9 protein-coding genes, 2 tRNA genes and 4 rRNA genes are annotated in these 17,594 nt (G+C 57.7%); 4 read left to right on the top strand and 11 right to left on the bottom strand.

All coding sequences use genetic code 11. The features are described from left to right. Positions 1 to 47: 47 nt before the first annotated feature. Entirely contained in the window at positions 48 to 386 is a 339-nt protein-coding gene (locus L1O02_RS30275; RefSeq protein ID WP_016962584.1) for a hypothetical protein, read from the top strand. 58 nt (positions 387 to 444) lie between these two features. Here L1O02_RS30275 and lapD read toward each other — a convergent pair whose 3' ends face one another. Further along, positions 445 to 2,391, bottom strand: coding sequence for a cyclic di-GMP receptor LapD (gene lapD, locus L1O02_RS30280; protein ID WP_060842095.1), 1,947 nt, complete (start codon positions 2,389 to 2,391; stop codon positions 445 to 447). Between the two features lie 14 nt (positions 2,392 to 2,405). Continuing rightward, complete coding sequence (lapG, locus tag L1O02_RS30285; protein WP_060836914.1) at positions 2,406 to 3,098, bottom strand: cysteine protease LapG; 693 nt, start codon at positions 3,096 to 3,098, stop codon at positions 2,406 to 2,408. Positions 3,099 to 3,397: 299 nt separating this feature from the next. On the opposite strand from lapG, the gene L1O02_RS30290 reads away from it, so the two are divergent. After that, complete coding sequence (locus L1O02_RS30290) at positions 3,398 to 4,162, top strand: alpha/beta fold hydrolase (protein WP_060836913.1); 765 nt, start codon at positions 3,398 to 3,400, stop codon at positions 4,160 to 4,162. Positions 4,163 to 4,231: 69 nt separating this feature from the next. Here the strand turns inward: L1O02_RS30290 and L1O02_RS30295 are convergent, their stop codons facing one another. The 9 genes from L1O02_RS30295 to L1O02_RS30335 form a co-directional block, all read right to left on the bottom strand. Beyond that, positions 4,232 to 6,112: a methyl-accepting chemotaxis protein gene (locus L1O02_RS30295; protein WP_016962588.1), complete on the bottom strand. Its 1,881-nt coding sequence runs from the start codon at positions 6,110 to 6,112 to the stop codon at positions 4,232 to 4,234. Between the two features lie 361 nt (positions 6,113 to 6,473). Beyond that, a 5S ribosomal RNA gene (rrf, locus tag L1O02_RS30300) occupies positions 6,474 to 6,589 on the bottom strand. Positions 6,590 to 6,701: 112 nt separating this feature from the next. Then, positions 6,702 to 6,817: ribosomal RNA gene (rrf, locus tag L1O02_RS30305) — 5S ribosomal RNA — on the bottom strand. 138 nt (positions 6,818 to 6,955) lie between these two features. Continuing rightward, positions 6,956 to 9,847: ribosomal RNA gene (locus tag L1O02_RS30310) — 23S ribosomal RNA — on the bottom strand. Positions 9,848 to 10,068: 221 nt separating this feature from the next. Continuing rightward, a tRNA-Ala gene (locus L1O02_RS30315) sits at positions 10,069 to 10,144 on the bottom strand. Between the two features lie 10 nt (positions 10,145 to 10,154). After that, positions 10,155 to 10,231: transfer RNA gene (locus L1O02_RS30320), tRNA-Ile, on the bottom strand. Positions 10,232 to 10,354: 123 nt separating this feature from the next. After that, a 16S ribosomal RNA gene (locus L1O02_RS30325) occupies positions 10,355 to 11,893 on the bottom strand. The 16S, 23S and 5S rRNA genes sit together here with 2 tRNA genes alongside, the layout of an rRNA operon. Before the next feature lie 644 nt (positions 11,894 to 12,537). Next, complete coding sequence (locus tag L1O02_RS30330) at positions 12,538 to 13,758, bottom strand: CaiB/BaiF CoA-transferase family protein (RefSeq protein ID WP_108544913.1); 1,221 nt, start codon at positions 13,756 to 13,758, stop codon at positions 12,538 to 12,540. A 13-nt stretch (positions 13,759 to 13,771) separates the two neighbouring features. Beyond that, positions 13,772 to 14,953: an acyl-CoA dehydrogenase gene (locus L1O02_RS30335; RefSeq protein WP_016963707.1), complete on the bottom strand. Its 1,182-nt coding sequence runs from the start codon at positions 14,951 to 14,953 to the stop codon at positions 13,772 to 13,774. A gap of 158 nt (positions 14,954 to 15,111) precedes the next feature. On the opposite strand from L1O02_RS30335, the gene L1O02_RS30340 reads away from it, so the two are divergent. Both L1O02_RS30340 and L1O02_RS30345 read left to right on the top strand, forming a co-directional pair. Then, positions 15,112 to 16,011, top strand: a complete 900-nt coding sequence (locus L1O02_RS30340; protein WP_060836910.1) for a LysR family transcriptional regulator — start codon at positions 15,112 to 15,114, stop codon at positions 16,009 to 16,011. Positions 16,012 to 16,462: 451 nt separating this feature from the next. Then, positions 16,463 to 17,584 (top strand): Re/Si-specific NAD(P)(+) transhydrogenase subunit alpha, encoded by a 1,122-nt coding sequence (locus L1O02_RS30345; protein WP_108544914.1) that lies wholly within the window; start codon positions 16,463 to 16,465, stop codon positions 17,582 to 17,584. Positions 17,585 to 17,594: the final 10 nt, after the last annotated feature.

The raw sequence follows: 17,594 nt of genomic DNA on the forward strand, positions 1-17,594 counted from the left end.
ATGTCGCCGAGCGCCGGACGCCGAATAAAAAGCCTGAGGGATTTGCCATGTTCTACGTGCAACGCGATGCGCAAGGTCAGCTGATTCGCGTGGAAGCCGCCGCTTACGCCGAGGCTACCGAGACGCTGCCTGCCGATCACCTCGAGATCCAGACCTGGTTCGCCAACGAAGCGGTTGAGGTCAGTCTCAAGCAGCTCAAGCAGAGCGACCTGGAGATGATCCGGGTGCTGGACGACCTGATTCAGGTGCTGACCAGCAAGGGCGTGATTCGCGTCACCGATCTGCCGGCGGCGGCCCAGGCCAAGCTGATGGATCGGACCCAGGCGCGGGTGGCGCTGGGTGGCTTGAGCCGGTTGATCAACGATGATGAAACCGGATTGATCTGAAACGCTGCGCCGGCCAGCCGGCTCCTACTGCAGGAGCCGGCTGGCCGGCGAGGCGCGTTCAACTCCAGGGCGCCGGTTCGCCGAACAGTTGCCCTTGCACGCCGTACAAGCCCATCTCGCGAATCACTCGCAGCTCGCCTTCCGTTTCGACCCGCTCGGCAATCAGCGGCAGGTCGATGCTGTGGGCTGCGCGCTGGATGGCTTCGATGAACAGGCGCTTGTCGCTTTCCTGGTCGATGTTGCGGATGTAGCTGCCGTCGATCTTCAGATAGGCCAGGCCCAGGCGGGCCAGGTTGCCGATCATGCTGAAGCGGCCACCAAAGCGCTGCAGGCTCAGGGAGAACCCCAACTCCCGCAGGCGCCGGGTCAGCTGTTCCAGCTGGACCTGCTCGGGCAGCTGTTCCTCGCCGATCTCCAGGGTCAGGCGCGGCCCGAGGTCGGAGTACTGGCGCAGGATATCCATGACCCGGTTCAAGGCCTGGGGATCTTCCAGGGTGGCCGCCGAAAGGTTCAGGGCCAGGCTGTCGCCATGTCCGGTCATCTGCTTGAGGACCTGCTCGAGCATCAGCACGTCCAGGCGCGAGGTCCAGCCAAAGCGTTCCAGCCACGGCAGGAAGCGGCCGGCGGGAATGGTCTGGCCCTGCTCGTCCAGCAGCCGCGAGAGCACCTTGTAATGCAGCACCCGCGCAGTGTCCTGGACCGCCACCACCGGCTGGAAGTACAGCTGGAAGCGTTGCTCCGACAGCGCCCGGTCCAACCAGGTATGCCAGGCATGGTGATCGTCCCCGACCTGGGAACCGGCGCCCTGGTCCAGGCAGGCCCAGTGGGTATCGCCCTGGCCTTCGGCCTGGGCCAGGGCCTGATCGCCGAGGCTGAGCACCGCTTGGGGCGAATCACCGTGGTTGAAGGCGGCCAGGCCGATGGAAGCCACCGCGGCAACATCGGTAGCGCCCGTGGCATGCAGGTTGCCCAGGGCGCTTTCCAGGCTCTGGGCCAGCTGGATGGCTTCATTGCGCACCAGCCCCGGCGCCAGTACGGCGAACTCGCCACCGCGGACCCGGGTCACCAGGTTGTGGGTCTCAGGGTACTTGTTGCATTCGCGCAGCAGTTGCTCACCCACCGCCTGCAGCAGTTGGTCGGTGCGCTGGCCCCCCAGGCGCTGATTCAGGCCGGCCAGATCCTTGACCCGCAACAGCAGCAGGTAACCGGAGCTCGCCTGCTCCGGGTTGCTGACGCGGGCATGCAGCTGCATTTCGAAATAACGTCGGTTGGCCAACCCGGTCAGGCTGTCCTGATACGACTCGATGCGCAGTTTTTCACTGCGTTCGGCCTGCTCCTGGAACAGCGCCTTGAGCTTCTCCACCATCTGGTTCATGGCCTGCACCACCCGCCGCAGTTCCGGGGTGCGAGGCAATTGCGGCAGGCTGAGGAATTCGCGCCGGGCAATGGCGTGGGACTGCTGGACCATGTAGTCCAGCGGCTTGAGCTGGCGCCGCAGCAACAGGGCACCGAGCACCGCGCTCACCGCGCCGCAGATCAGCAGCCAGCCCAGGCTGCCCAGGGCGCTCTGCCAGAGCTTGGCCACCGCGAACATCGGGTGGCTGAGCACTTCGACCCGTGCCGCCTGCTCCCAGCCACGGCTGACGATGGCGTCGCCGCCGGCCGGCTCCAGGCCGATGAGCTTGACGAACCACTGGGGCACATTGCCGACCTCGGGAATGCCGCTGCGCTCGACGATGGTCTTGTCGGTGGCCAGGTCCACTACCCGGATGCTGGCGTAGTAGCCGCTGTCGAAGATCGAGCTGACCATCAGCTCGACCATCGCCGGGTCATCGATGTTCGGTGTCAACGACAAGGCCAGGGCCGTGGCCGCATCCTGGGCATGGGAGCGCAGTTGATTGACATACTGGGTACGCGAACTTTCCAGGCTGACCATGAAGCTGCCGCTGAAGGCGACCACCAGGAACACACAGATTGCGATCAACAGCTGTTTGAACAAAGACATCTGAGCTCGTGCTCCTAGTTAGTCGTCTCGACCGGAAAACCTTCGGCCTGCATTTTTTTCAACACGTCCTGCCAACGGGACAGGCGCTTGGTGTCCCCGACCCGCTTGTTGCCCTTGGCGCCCGGCAGCCACAAGCCTTCGGCATTGAAGGAATACACCGGCAACAGGTCGGTCCGCTCGCTGGCCGGGCGGATCGTGTCCTCCAGGCTGTCGAGCACCAGCGGCATGGCGTCCGCAGTGGAATAGTAGGTCAGGACCATGTGCGCGCGATTCTGGCGCAATGCCTTGACGTAGGTGATGCGCAGTTTGTCACTGGACACCCCGAGGTGGCGGAGGCTGAAGTATTTGGCGATCGCGTAGTCCTCACAATCGCCGGCGCCCTTCCACAGGCCCTGGATCGGGGTTTCCCAGTAGTCCACCTGGCCCCACAGATCGATGTCTTCCACGTAGCGCATGTTCTTGTTGAAGAACAGGTTGACCACTTTCAACTGCTCGCGCTCGGGGACCTGCTTTTGCGTCGCCAGCAGGTGCTGCCAGGCATCGATACGTTGCTGGCCTTCGCCCAGGGGACCGTAGAGCGCCGTGGCACGCCGACTGATCAGGGAAAAATCCCAGTCGGCGTGCAGGCTGCCCAGCAGCGCGCCGGCCAGCAGCAATGCCGAGCAGAACCAGCGCAGGGTCCGAGAAAGAGCTAAACGTGCCGCCAATGCGATGAGTCCATGGGAGCTGTCGTAAATCGGCTGATGGTGAAGGCTGGCCCGGCAAAAGACAATGGCACCTTACAATCACTGGCCGCCGGGGAAGGGCCTGCACGGTTCATTCACAGAATAGCCTCAAGCCATGTTTGCACCCTGTGCGACAGCCGACGAATTTCCCCCTGTCACTACGTGCATTCAGCCGCGCCAGCCACTATGTTAGAAACCATTCGGACAGGACGTCCCCCGTCGAACAGCCTCTTGTCTGCACCAGGAAGCGACCCACGGGCCACCTCGCTTAAGGAAAAGCTGTGTACACCGACACCCGACAATGGACGCTGGTGATCAATTCAGGGCAGGCCACCCGAATTCGCCTGATCTGCTTTCCACAGGCCGGGGCGGCTGCGGAGCAGTTGCGGGTATGGTCCAACAGCCTGGCCGATCATATCGAGCTGGTGCTGATCAACCTGCCCGGGCACGGGCCGCGTCGTGACGAGGCGCCCTGCGACAACTGGCCGAGCCTGCTGAAAGACATGTTCACAGCCCTCGATCCCTGGCTCGGCGAACCCCACGCGCTGTTCGGCCACGGTCTGGGCGCATTGCTGGCTTACGAGACCTGCAAGTACGCGCAAGAGCGCTTCCCCCAGCAGACGCGCCACCTGTTCGTTTCCGGCTGCCGCAGCCCCGACAGTCCGCCTCGCCGCCCCTTGCTGCACTCACTGCCCATCGAGGCGTTTCGCGAGGCCATCCTGACCCTGGGAGCCAGCCCGCTGGAGATGCCACGGGGGCAGAGCGACCTGCAATCCTACGAACGCTTGCTGCGCAATGACCTGAAGCTCTTCGAAACCTGGTACGACACCTCGAGCGGCTGCCTCGATATCCCGCTGACGGCCTTCTACGGCAGCGAGGACCCTCTGGCGACGGCCAACCATATGCTCAACTGGCGCGAATTCACCGAGCGTGAATTCGAACTGATCGAAGTGGTCGGCAACCACTTCTTCATCAAGTCCCAACGCCAGCGCCTGCTGCAGGTGATCAATACTCACCTGGGCCTGCTGGGTGAACACCGGATCTGAACCGCGCCTATGAAAAAGCCCGCCCTGCATTGATGCAGAAGCGGGCTTGAGGAAAGGACCGGAGAGGGCTCAGATCTTGAAGCTGTCCACCAGTTGCTTCAGGCGGCTGGCCTGCTGCGACAGCGCATCGCAGTCCTTCAGGGTTTCATTGAGGTTGGCGACGCCCTGCTGGTTGAGCAGGTTGATCTGGTTGATGTCGACGTTGAGGGTCTCCACCACTGCCGTCTGCTCCTCGGTTGCCGCTGCCACCGACTGGTTCATGCCGTCGATCTCGCCAATCCGCTGGGTCACGCTGATCAGCCGGGCACCGGCCTGGTTGGCCACCTCGACGCTCTCTTCACTGGAAAGCTGGCTGGCGTTCATGGTCGATACCGCTTCGCGCGAACCGATCTGCAGGGAAGTGATCATCTTGTGGATCTCTTCCGCCGATTCCTGGGTTCTGTGGGCCAGGTTGCGCACCTCATCGGCGACCACGGCGAAGCCGCGACCGGCTTCACCGGCACGGGCCGCTTCAATGGCAGCGTTGAGGGCCAGCAGGTTGGTCTGCTGGGAGATGCCCTTGATCACGTCGAGAATGTGCCCGATGTTGTCGGTGCTGGCGTTCAGGGTTTCGATCTGGGTGCAGGACAGGCTGATCTTCTGCGACAGCTCGGTCATGGCCTGGATGGTCTGCTCCACGACTTGGCGACCGTCATCGGCCTGCTCGCTGGCGCCGCTGGCGTGTTGCGACGCATCAGCGGCATTGCGGGCGATTTCCTGGGTGGCGGCCCCCAGTTCGTTGATCGCCGCTGCCACGCTGTTGGTGCGGGCGCTCTGCTCGTCGGAACCGATGATCGACGCGTTGGACGAGGCCATCACCCGTTGCGACAGGTCATGTACCTGGCGGGTAGCGGAGGACACTTCGGAAATCGAGGCGTGAATCCGTTCCACGAACTGGTTGAAGGAGCTGCCTAGCTCACCAAATTCGTCCTTGCTTTCCACCACCAGGCGGCGGGTCAGGTCACCCTCGCCCTGGGCAATGTCCTGCATCGCACGGCCCATGGTGATCAGTGGACGCATCAGGACCTGGATCAGCAGGGTCAGCAGTACCGCAATCACCGCCACGGCGATAAACATGGCGATCAAGGCAGATGTGCGGAACTGGCTCAGCGGCGCGTAGGCCTTGGCCTTGTCGATGGACAGACCGATGTACCATTCGGCATTCGGCAGGCCGGTCACCGGGGTGAAGGACAGAATGCGTTCCTGTTTGTTCAGGACCACTTCCTGGTTGCCACTGGCGATACGCACGTTGGCACCGGGGTAGATGTCCTTGAGGTTCTTCATCACCTGGTCCTTGTCCGGGCTGACGATCACCTGACCATCAGCGCTGACCAGAAAGGCATGGCCCAGGCCACCGAAGTCCACGGAGTTGATGATCTTCACCAGGGTTTCCAGGCTCAGGTCGCCACCGACCACGCCCAGCAGTTCGCCTTGCTTTTTCACCGGCATGGCGATGGTCACCACCAGGCCACCGACCGCCGCCATGTAGGGCGGAGTCAGCATGGTCTTGTCGGCGGTTACGGCCTGTTTGTACCAGGGCCGTTGGCGCGGATCGTAGCCATCGGGCATTTTCGCGTCGGGACGCTGGGTGAAGGTGCCGTTGGCCTGGCCAACGTAGGTGAACTGGAAGTTCGAGGTAAAGGCCGGCTGGTCCACCAGGCCCGGGAAGTCTGCGTTATGGCCTTGGTGAGCAACGTTCTGCGCCAGGTTCTCGAGCACCAGGATGCGCCCGCTCATCCAGTTCTGCACGCTGCTGGAGGTGAGCTCACCGGCCTGCTGAATGGATGATTCGAGATTCTGTCGGATAGTGTTTCGTTGCAGGTAGTCGTTGTACAAAGTGAACAACGCAAAAGCCAGAACCACTACGCCGGAGGCGGCCAAAAGGATTTTATGGCTGAACTTGAGATTCATTTCATGGGACTTCTTATGCCGAAAATGGGGATGCGTCCGTATAGCAACATTCCATGTAACAGTGCAGGCGACGAGCCGCTCTACTTTGGTGCACGCATGTCTTATCAGTCTTTCGGCAAGAACACCCGAACCCTTAGAGATTTATCCGAATTACTCGCCTAAATTTGCCGAATCCCGCCGAACGGTGTTCCAGAGCCTTAGCCAAGCCTTTTCAGCGGCGCGTCAGCAAGCAAAACGATGGAGACCTTGGGCCATGGATAGGACAGCGACGGTGCTCAGCATGGCGGATCGTTGCTCAGGACTTTATCGAGCACAAAAACAAAACCCCAATTGCTTGCGCAATTGGGGTTTCGGAATTTGATCTTGACGATGACCTACTCTCACATGGGGAAACCCCACACTACCATCGGCGATGCATCGTTTCACTTCTGAGTTCGGGATGGGATCAGGTGGTTCCAACGCTCTATGGTCGTCAAGAAATTCTGTGGCCGATCCGTTGGACTCAACGTCGAACGTGTCAGCAAAATCAGTCGTTTCTACAAATAGACAAAACCCCAACTGCTTTCGCAATTGGGGTTTCGGAATTTAATCTTGACGATGACCTACTCTCACATGGGGAAACCCCACACTACCATCGGCGATGCATCGTTTCACTTCTGAGTTCGGGATGGGATCAGGTGGTTCCAACGCTCTATGGTCGTCAAGAAATTCGGTAGCCAGTCCGTTGCTTGTGCAACGTGCCAGCGAATGGGTATGTAATAGGCTTGTGTGTTTGCAAACTTTCGGTTCGTTTCGTCTTCACACACCGCAACTCGCTTCTTAAGCAAATTGCTTGGGTGTTATATGGTCAAGCCTCACGGGCAATTAGTATTGGTTAGCTCAACGCCTCACAGCGCTTACACACCCAACCTATCAACGTCGTAGTCTTCGACGGCCCTTTAGGGGATTCAAGATCCCAGTGAGATCTCATCTTGAGGCAAGTTTCCCGCTTAGATGCTTTCAGCGGTTATCTTTTCCGAACATAGCTACCCGGCAATGCCACTGGCGTGACAACCGGAACACCAGAGGTTCGTCCACTCCGGTCCTCTCGTACTAGGAGCAGCCCCTCTCAAATCTCAAACGTCCACGGCAGATAGGGACCGAACTGTCTCACGACGTTCTAAACCCAGCTCGCGTACCACTTTAAATGGCGAACAGCCATACCCTTGGGACCGGCTTCAGCCCCAGGATGTGATGAGCCGACATCGAGGTGCCAAACACCGCCGTCGATATGAACTCTTGGGCGGTATCAGCCTGTTATCCCCGGAGTACCTTTTATCCGTTGAGCGATGGCCCTTCCATACAGAACCACCGGATCACTAAGACCTACTTTCGTACCTGCTCGACGTGTCTGTCTCGCAGTCAAGCGCGCTTTTGCCTTTATACTCTACGACCGATTTCCGACCGGTCTGAGCGCACCTTCGTACTCCTCCGTTACTCTTTAGGAGGAGACCGCCCCAGTCAAACTACCCACCATACACTGTCCTCGATCCGGATAACGGACCTGAGTTAGAACCTCAAAGTTGCCAGGGTGGTATTTCAAGGATGGCTCCACGCAAACTGGCGTTCACGCTTCAAAGCCTCCCACCTATCCTACACAAGCAAATTCAAAGTCCAGTGCAAAGCTATAGTAAAGGTTCACGGGGTCTTTCCGTCTAGCCGCGGATACACTGCATCTTCACAGCGATTTCAATTTCACTGAGTCTCGGGTGGAGACAGCGCCGCCATCGTTACGCCATTCGTGCAGGTCGGAACTTACCCGACAAGGAATTTCGCTACCTTAGGACCGTTATAGTTACGGCCGCCGTTTACCGGGGCTTCGATCAAGAGCTTCGCGTTAGCTAACCCCATCAATTAACCTTCCGGCACCGGGCAGGCGTCACACCCTATACGTCCACTTTCGTGTTTGCAGAGTGCTGTGTTTTTAATAAACAGTCGCAGCGGCCTGGTATCTTCGACCGGCATGAGCTTACGGAGCAAGTCCTTCACCCTCACCGGCGCACCTTCTCCCGAAGTTACGGTGCCATTTTGCCTAGTTCCTTCACCCGAGTTCTCTCAAGCGCCTTGGTATTCTCTACCCAACCACCTGTGTCGGTTTGGGGTACGGTTCCTAGTTATCTGAAGCTTAGAAGCTTTTCTTGGAAGCATGGCATCAACCACTTCGTCACCTAAAAGGTAACTCGTCATCAGCTCTCGGCCTTAGAACCCCGGATTTACCTAAGATTCCAGCCTACCACCTTAAACTTGGACAACCAACGCCAAGCTGGCCTAGCCTTCTCCGTCCCTCCATCGCAATAACTAGAAGTACAGGAATATTAACCTGTTTTCCATCGACTACGCTTTTCAGCCTCGCCTTAGGGACCGACTAACCCTGCGTCGATTAACGTTGCGCAGGAAACCTTGGTCTTTCGGCGTGGGTGTTTTTCACACCCATTGTCGTTACTCATGTCAGCATTCGCACTTCTGATACCTCCAGCAAGCTTCTCAACTCACCTTCACAGGCTTACAGAACGCTCCTCTACCGCATCACTTACGTGATACCCGTAGCTTCGGTGTATGGTTTGAGCCCCGTTACATCTTCCGCGCAGGCCGACTCGACTAGTGAGCTATTACGCTTTCTTTAAAGGGTGGCTGCTTCTAAGCCAACCTCCTAGCTGTCTAAGCCTTCCCACATCGTTTCCCACTTAACCATAACTTTGGGACCTTAGCTGACGGTCTGGGTTGTTTCCCTTTTCACGACGGACGTTAGCACCCGCCGTGTGTCTCCCATGCTCGGCACTTGTAGGTATTCGGAGTTTGCATCGGTTTGGTAAGTCGGGATGACCCCCTAGCCGAAACAGTGCTCTACCCCCTACAGTGATACATGAGGCGCTACCTAAATAGCTTTCGAGGAGAACCAGCTATCTCCGAGCTTGATTAGCCTTTCACTCCGATCCACAGGTCATCCGCTAACTTTTCAACGGTAGTCGGTTCGGTCCTCCAGTCAGTGTTACCTAACCTTCAACCTGCCCATGGATAGATCGCCCGGTTTCGGGTCTATTCCCAGCGACTAGACGCCCTATTAAGACTCGCTTTCGCTACGCCTCCCCTATTCGGTTAAGCTCGCCACTGAAAATAAGTCGCTGACCCATTATACAAAAGGTACGCAGTCACAGAACAAAGTCTGCTCCCACTGCTTGTACGCATACGGTTTCAGGATCTATTTCACTCCCCTCTCCGGGGTTCTTTTCGCCTTTCCCTCACGGTACTAGTTCACTATCGGTCAGTCAGTAGTATTTAGCCTTGGAGGATGGTCCCCCCATATTCAGACAAGGTTTCTCGTGCCCCGTCCTACTCGATTTCATGACTAAGAGATTTTCGCGTACAGGGCTATCACCCACTATGGCCGCACTTTCCAGAGCGTTCCGCTAATCTCAAAGCCACTTAAGGGCTAGTCCCCGTTCGCTCGCCACTACTAAGGGAATCTCGGTTGATTTCTTTTCCTCAGGGTACTTAGATGTTTCAGTTCCCCTGGTTCGCCTCTTGCACCTATGTATTCAGTACAAGATAACCATCTTATGATGGCTGGGTTCCCCCATTCAGAGATCTCCGGATCAAAGTCTGTTTGCCGACTCCCCGAAGCTTATCGCAGGCTACCACGTCTTTCATCGCCTCTGACTGCCAAGGCATCCACCGTATGCGCTTCTTCACTTGACCATATAACCCCAAGCAATCTGGTTATACTATGAAGACGACATTCGCCGAAAATTTGCAATTTAACTCACAAATTTTACCTTAGCCTGATCCGTTACCAGTGAAAGTAACGTTCAGTCTATCTTTCTATCACATACCCAAATTTTTAAAGAACGATCTAATCAAAAGACTAGAAATCAACATTCAATGTGAATGCTCATTTCTAAGCTTTCAGAAGCAGTTTATGGTGGAGCCAAGCGGGATCGAACCGCTGACCTCCTGCGTGCAAGGCAGGCGCTCTCCCAGCTGAGCTATGGCCCCATAACAAAATTGGTGGGTCTGGGCAGATTCGAACTGCCGACCTCACCCTTATCAGGGGTGCGCTCTAACCAACTGAGCTACAGACCCAATTTCGAGCTTGTAACTGTTAGCTTGGAGCTATCAGCTTGGAGCTTAAAGCTGCTTCTATCGTCTTCTTCAATGAATCAAGCAATTCGTGTGGGAGCTTATGAAGCAGCTGATGTCGTCGATTAAGGAGGTGATCCAGCCGCAGGTTCCCCTACGGCTACCTTGTTACGACTTCACCCCAGTCATGAATCACACCGTGGTAACCGTCCCCCCGAAGGTTAGACTAGCTACTTCTGGTGCAACCCACTCCCATGGTGTGACGGGCGGTGTGTACAAGGCCCGGGAACGTATTCACCGCGACATTCTGATTCGCGATTACTAGCGATTCCGACTTCACGCAGTCGAGTTGCAGACTGCGATCCGGACTACGATCGGTTTTATGGGATTAGCTCCACCTCGCGGCTTGGCAACCCTTTGTACCGACCATTGTAGCACGTGTGTAGCCCAGGCCGTAAGGGCCATGATGACTTGACGTCATCCCCACCTTCCTCCGGTTTGTCACCGGCAGTCTCCTTAGAGTGCCCACCATAACGTGCTGGTAACTAAGGACAAGGGTTGCGCTCGTTACGGGACTTAACCCAACATCTCACGACACGAGCTGACGACAGCCATGCAGCACCTGTCTCAATGTTCCCGAAGGCACCAATCCATCTCTGGAAAGTTCATTGGATGTCAAGGCCTGGTAAGGTTCTTCGCGTTGCTTCGAATTAAACCACATGCTCCACCGCTTGTGCGGGCCCCCGTCAATTCATTTGAGTTTTAACCTTGCGGCCGTACTCCCCAGGCGGTCAACTTAATGCGTTAGCTGCGCCACTAAGAGCTCAAGGCTCCCAACGGCTAGTTGACATCGTTTACGGCGTGGACTACCAGGGTATCTAATCCTGTTTGCTCCCCACGCTTTCGCACCTCAGTGTCAGTATCAGTCCAGGTGGTCGCCTTCGCCACTGGTGTTCCTTCCTATATCTACGCATTTCACCGCTACACAGGAAATTCCACCACCCTCTACCATACTCTAGCTTGCCAGTTTTGGATGCAGTTCCCAGGTTGAGCCCGGGGCTTTCACATCCAACTTAACAAACCACCTACGCGCGCTTTACGCCCAGTAATTCCGATTAACGCTTGCACCCTCTGTATTACCGCGGCTGCTGGCACAGAGTTAGCCGGTGCTTATTCTGTCGGTAACGTCAAAATACTCACGTATTAGGTAAGTACCCTTCCTCCCAACTTAAAGTGCTTTACAATCCGAAGACCTTCTTCACACACGCGGCATGGCTGGATCAGGCTTTCGCCCATTGTCCAATATTCCCCACTGCTGCCTCCCGTAGGAGTCTGGACCGTGTCTCAGTTCCAGTGTGACTGATCATCCTCTCAGACCAGTTACGGATCGTAGCCTTGGTGAGCCATTACCTCACCAACTAGCTAATCCGACCTAGGCTCATCTGATAGCGTGAGGTCCGAAGATCCCCCACTTTCTCCCGTAGGACGTATGCGGTATTAGCGCCCGTTTCCGGACGTTATCCCCCACTACCAGGCAGATTCCTAGGCATTACTCACCCGTCCGCCGCTCGCCACCAGGTACAAGTACCCGTGCTGCCGCTCGACTTGCATGTGTTAGGCCTGCCGCCAGCGTTCAATCTGAGCCATGATCAAACTCTTCAGTTCAAACATCTTTGGGTTTTGAGAAAACCCTAAACTTGGCTCAGCAATCGTTGGTTACATCTTTGATTTCTCGCGGAGCAACTTGTGATGCTGATAATCTTTTTGACTATCAGTCTGACTCCACAAGCACCCACACGAATTGCTTGATTCAGTTGTTAAAGAGCGGTTGGTTAAGACCTTTCGTCTCAACCGAGGCGCGCATTCTACAGCAGCCTCATTTGCTGTCAAGTGATTTTTTAAGAAGTTTTTGAAGATTTCCTCAACAACTTCAACCACTTGCGCTTTCGATCTCTCGTTAGCGGGAGGCGAATTCTACAGCGTTACACGCTGCTGTCAACACCTCTTTTTAACCGCTTTCGACCGAGACGATCGAATCGTTAACAAGGCGAAAACACACTGCCTTACTAACTGCTTCTGGCTTCGATGAACTGAAGCGTAACCGCTGCCGAAAACCGCGTAACTCGTTGAATTTCAAGGAGTTTTCCGTTTCGACTGCACCGGAAGTGGGGCGAATTATAGACCTGTAGAATCTGCCGTCAACCTTTAATTTGAATTTTCTATGAATAAGAGCAGACAACCCCAGAAGAGCCGCTTTGGCAGGCGATGCACAGATACGGCCGCACGCCTCTCTATATAGAAGAGAAGGCCTACAACACCCCCGACCGCCTCAATGCCTCAACGGCCTCGCCCTTCATTCCCAAAACCTGCTGCAGAACCTGCGCCGTGTGCTCACCCAATAGAGGAGGGGCATGGCGATACTCCACCGGCGTCTCGGAAAGACGAATCGGACTGGCCACCTGAGGCACAATTCCCGCCAACGCATGAGGCAACTCCAACGCCAGCCGCCGTGACACCACCTGCGGATCGGCAAACACCTGAGCCAGGTCATTGATCGGCCCACAGGGCACACCTGCCTGCTCCAACTGACTCACCCACTCGGCAGTGGTCTTGAACACCGTCGCCTGACGAATCAGCGGAATCAACACAGCCCGGTTGGCCACCCGCAGCTTATTAGTGGCAAACCGAGGATCGTCCGCCCACTGGGGCTGGCCTGCGACCTCGGCAAACTTGCGAAACTGCCCGTCATTCCCCACGGTGAGAATGAAATCACCATCTGCGGTCGGAAAATCCTGATAGGGAACTATGTTCGGGTGAGCGTTCCCCAAGCGCTTCGGAGCAATCCCCGTCGTCAGGTAGTTCATCGCCTGGTTGGCCAGACATGCAACCTGCACATCCAATAGCGCCATATCAATGTGCTGCCCGGCGCCGCCCTGATCCCGATGAGCCAAGGCAGCCAGAATCGCCACCGTCGAATACAGCCCCGTCAGGATGTCGGTCAAGGCCACCCCCACCTTCACCGGCCCGGCCCCGTCATCCCCTTCAGGCCTACCGGTCAGGCTCATCAATCCGCCCAGCCCCTGGATCATGAAGTCATAGCCGGCACGCTTGGCATAAGGCCCCGTCTGCCCAAACCCGGTGATCGAACAATAGATCAAGCGCGGATTGATCGCCTTGAGCGACTCATAGTCCAGGCCATAGGCCGCCAGTCCACCCACCTTGAAGTTCTCGATGACGATATCCGACTTGGCCGCCAGCTCACGCACCAACTGCTGGCCCTCAGGGCGGGTGAAATCTATGGTCACCGACTGCTTGTTACGGTTGGCCGACAGGTAATAAGCGGCCTCCGTAGTGTTCTCGCCATCAGCATCCTTCAGGAAGGGCGGCCCCCAGGCGCGCGTATCGTCACCATTGCCCGGACGTTCGACCTTGATGACTTCGGCCCCCAGGTCCGCCAGGATCTGCCCGGACCAGGGCCCGGCCAATACCCGCGATAAATCCAGTACCCGCAGATGCGATAACGCGCCCATGGTCGCTCTCCTATTAATAGAACGCCTGGATGCCGGTTTGCGCGCGCCCCAGAATCAGCGCATGAACGTCATGGGTGCCTTCGTAAGTGTTGACCACTTCCAGGTTCACCAGGTGCCGGGCGATGCCGAACTCATCAGAGATGCCATTGCCACCCAACATGTCACGAGCCATACGGGCGATGTCCAGGGACTTGCCGCAAGAGTTGCGCTTCATGATCGAAGTGATTTCCACTGCCGCCGTTCCTTCATCCTTCATCCGCCCCAGACGCAGGCACCCCTGAAGGGCGAGGGTGATCTCGGTCTGCATGTCCGCCAGCTTTTTCTGGATCAGTTGAGTCGCCGCCAGGGGCCGACCGAACTGCTGGCGATCCAGCGTGTATTGCCGCGCGGTATGCCAGCAGAACTCCGCCGCACCCAAAGCACCCCAGGAGATGCCGTAACGGGCCGAGTTCAAGCAAGTGAATGGGCCTTTGAGACCGCGCACGTCCGGGAAGATGTTCTCTTCCGGCACGAACACGTTGTCCATGACGATTTCCCCAGTGATCGACGCACGCAGCCCCACCTTGCCATGAATGGCCGGTGCGCTCAGGCCTTTCCAACCCTTCTCCAGAACGAAACCGCGGATATCGCCGGCGTCATCCTTGGCCCAGACCACAAACACATCCGCGATCGGACTGTTGGTGATCCACATCTTGCTGCCGGTCAGGCTGTAGCCCCCATCCACTTTGCGTGCACGAGAAATCATCGCACCCGGGTCGGAACCATGGTTCGGCTCGGTCAGACCAAAGCAACCAATCCACTCGCCGGACGCCAGCTTCGGCAGGTACTTCTGTTTTTGCGCCTCGGTCCCGAACTCATTGATCGGCACCATCACCAGGGACGACTGCACACTCATCATCGAGCGATAGCCGGAATCGACGCGCTCCACTTCCCGTGCGATCAGGCCGTAGCACACATAGTTCAGGCCGCTGCCGCCGTACTGCTCGGGAATGGTCGCCCCCAACAGGCCGACTTCACCCATTTCACGGAAAATGGCCGGATCGGTCTGCTCATGGCGGAAAGCTTCCAACACCCGAGGCGCCAGCTTGTCCTGAGCGAACTGCTCGGCGCTGTCGCGGACCATGCGCTCTTCTTCGGTGAGTTGCTGGTCCAGCAGAAGGGGATCGATCCAGTTGAAGCTTGCTTTGCCGCCCATGAGTGAATCCTCGTGAAGTAGGTCAACTATCGTGGGCAGATCCTAGGCCTGACAGGAGCTCGCGGGCAAACGAGGATTTCGCAAGTTGTTGTGCTAATTTCTCACTCCGTAATGGCCAAAATTACCTTTTACAGCGTCTATTAGTGAGATTGCCGTACATGCGCAGGAAGATCCCCAGCACCGCCGCCCTGATCAGCTTCGAGGCCGCCGCCCGCCACGAAAGCTTCACCAAGGCGGCGCAGGAGCTTTCCCTGACCCAGGGCGCCGTCTGCCGACAGATCGCCAGCCTGGAAGAGTTTCTCGGCGTGGAGCTGTTCCGACGCTCGCGGCGGGGCGTCAAACTCACCGAAGCCGGGCTTTCCTACAGCCGCCGGGTAGCGACACAACTGGATGCGGTGGAACGCGACACGCTCTCCGTGATGGGGCAGCAGGGCGCCAATGTCATCGAGCTGGCGGTGGTCCCGACCTTCGGCACCCAGTGGCTGCTGCCGCGCCTCAAGGATTTCCAGCAGCAACACCCCGAAGTCACCGTCAACCTGACCAACCGCACGCGCCCCTTCCTGTTTGCCGACACGCCTTTTGACGCCGCCATCTACTTTGGTGATGCCGATTGGTCCGGCACCCAGTCCCATCGCCTGATGGGCGAGCACCCGGTACCGGTGTGCAGCCCGGCCCTACTGGCTGATCGGCAGCAACTGAGCGCCGCAGCCATCGCCGAGCTGCCCCTGCTGCAACAGACCACCCGACCCTATGCCTGGCGCCAATGGTTCAACTCACAGCAGTTGAACGTCCCCCGCGACATGACAGGCCCACGCTACGAGCTATTCTCCATGCTCGCCCAGGCAGCCATGCACGATATGGGTATCGCGCTGATTCCAGCCTTCCTGATCCAGCGCGAACTGGCGGAAAAACGTCTGGTCATTGCCAACCCGCAAGCTCTGACCAGCATCAAGGCGTATTACCTGATGATTCCCGAGCGCAAGGTGGAATCCGCCTCTTTACGGGCATTTCGCGATTGGCTGGTGAATCAGGCACACAGCTACAACCTAGAAGGGTAGGGGCCTCCAGCGATTAGCTGACCCCGTAGTCAGAAAAACAAAAGCCCTACAGATATAAGTATTTGTCGCATTTCAACAGACTGTACCGACACCTCGGACAATAGTCCTAAAAGCGCCTAACCACGCGGCCTGTAGGGTTTATTTGACAGCAATGTAAGACTATTCACACAGCGGATGAGAAAAATCTTATTTAGACGATAAAAGCCTTGAAAGGCACGGCTTACAAGGGTTTAACCCCACCCCTTGCGACATTCGGTCACGGGGTGACTTGTAGTTAATTTTCCGTCACTAGTCAGAATCCCTTGAAGGCCTCAAAGTTCGCCTGCAAAATGCCGCGCCCCGCTGCGATTTCAGCGGGATCGTGCTGATCGGCCGCCCCAGTCGCACCCTCCGCAGTGCGCTGGCCTTCTAAGAAAGATCGAAAGCAATAAGATCAAGCAGGAGATTTGACGTGCACATTGGTGTTCCTCTCGAAACCCAGACGGGTGAAACACGGGTTGCTGCAACCCCGGAAACCATCAAGAAGCTGATCGGCCAGGGTCATAAAGTCACTGTGCAAAGCGGCGCGGGCATCAATGCCAGCGTGGTCGACAGTGCCTATGAAGCGGCAGGAGCCACCATTGGCAGCGCCAACGATGCCTTTGGCGCCGAACTGATTCTCAAGGTCGTCGCACCCAGCGACAGCGAACTGGCCCTGATCAAGAGCGGCACCGTGCTGGTGGGCATGCTCAATCCGTTCAGCAATGAAACCATCACCAAGCTGGCCGAACGCGGCATTACCGCCTTCGCCCTGGAAGCGGCGCCACGTACCTCTCGGGCCCAGAGCCTGGACGTGCTGTCGTCCCAGGCCAACATCGCCGGTTACAAGGCCGTGCTGCTGGCCGCCCACTACTACCCGCGCTTCATGCCGATGCTGATGACCGCCGCCGGCACCGTCAAAGCGGCCCGCGTGCTGATTCTCGGCGCCGGCGTGGCGGGGCTGCAGGCCATCGCCACGGCCAAGCGCCTGGGGGCAGTGATCGAGGCTTCGGACGTGCGTCCCGCGGTGAAAGAGCAGATCGAATCCTTGGGCGCCAAGTTCGTCGACGTGCCTTACGAAACCGATGAGGAGCGCGAATGCGCCGTCGGCGTCGGCGGTTATGCCCGCCCCATGCCCGCCAGCTGGATGCAGCGCCAGGCCCTGGCAGTGCACGAGCGCGCCAAGCAGGCGGATATCGTCATTACCACCGCACTGATTCCAGGCCGCAAGGCGCCGACCTTGCTCAGCGCCGACACCGTGGCCCAGATGAAGCCCGGCTCGGTGGTCATCGACCTGGCAGCCGCCCAGGGTGGCAACTGCCCGCTGACCGTGGCGGACCAGGTGGTGGTGGAAAACGGCGTGACCATCGTTGGCCCGACCAACCTGGCCGGCGCCGTCGCTGCTGACGCCTCGGCGCTGTACGCCCGCAACCTGCTGGACTTCCTGAAGCTTGTCTTCACCAAAGAAGGGCAGTTCGAAGTCAACCTAGAAGACGACATCGTCGCCGCGTGCCTGATGTGCCGCGACGGCCAAGTCATCCGCAAAAACGCCTAAGCAGGGATTC

It is taken from the genome of Pseudomonas sp. BC42 (assembly GCF_021560055.1).
In the GTDB taxonomy this organism is placed as follows: domain Bacteria; phylum Pseudomonadota; class Gammaproteobacteria; order Pseudomonadales; family Pseudomonadaceae; genus Aquipseudomonas.

Bases quoted from the DNA above. Each gene is read 5' to 3' on its own strand.
- L1O02_RS30275 (WP_016962584.1), top strand. From the start codon at position 48: ATGTTCTACGTGCAACGCGATGCGCAAGGTCAGCTGATTCGCGTGGAA.
- lapD (WP_060842095.1), bottom strand. From the start codon at position 2,391: ATGTCTTTGTTCAAACAGCTGTTGATCGCAATCTGTGTGTTCCTGGTG.
- L1O02_RS30295 (WP_016962588.1), bottom strand. From the start codon at position 6,112: ATGAATCTCAAGTTCAGCCATAAAATCCTTTTGGCCGCCTCCGGCGTA.
- L1O02_RS30330 (WP_108544913.1), bottom strand. From the start codon at position 13,758: ATGGGCGCGTTATCGCATCTGCGGGTACTGGATTTATCGCGGGTATTG.
- L1O02_RS30335 (WP_016963707.1), bottom strand. From the start codon at position 14,953: ATGGGCGGCAAAGCAAGCTTCAACTGGATCGATCCCCTTCTGCTGGAC.
- L1O02_RS30340 (WP_060836910.1), top strand. From the start codon at position 15,112: ATGCGCAGGAAGATCCCCAGCACCGCCGCCCTGATCAGCTTCGAGGCC.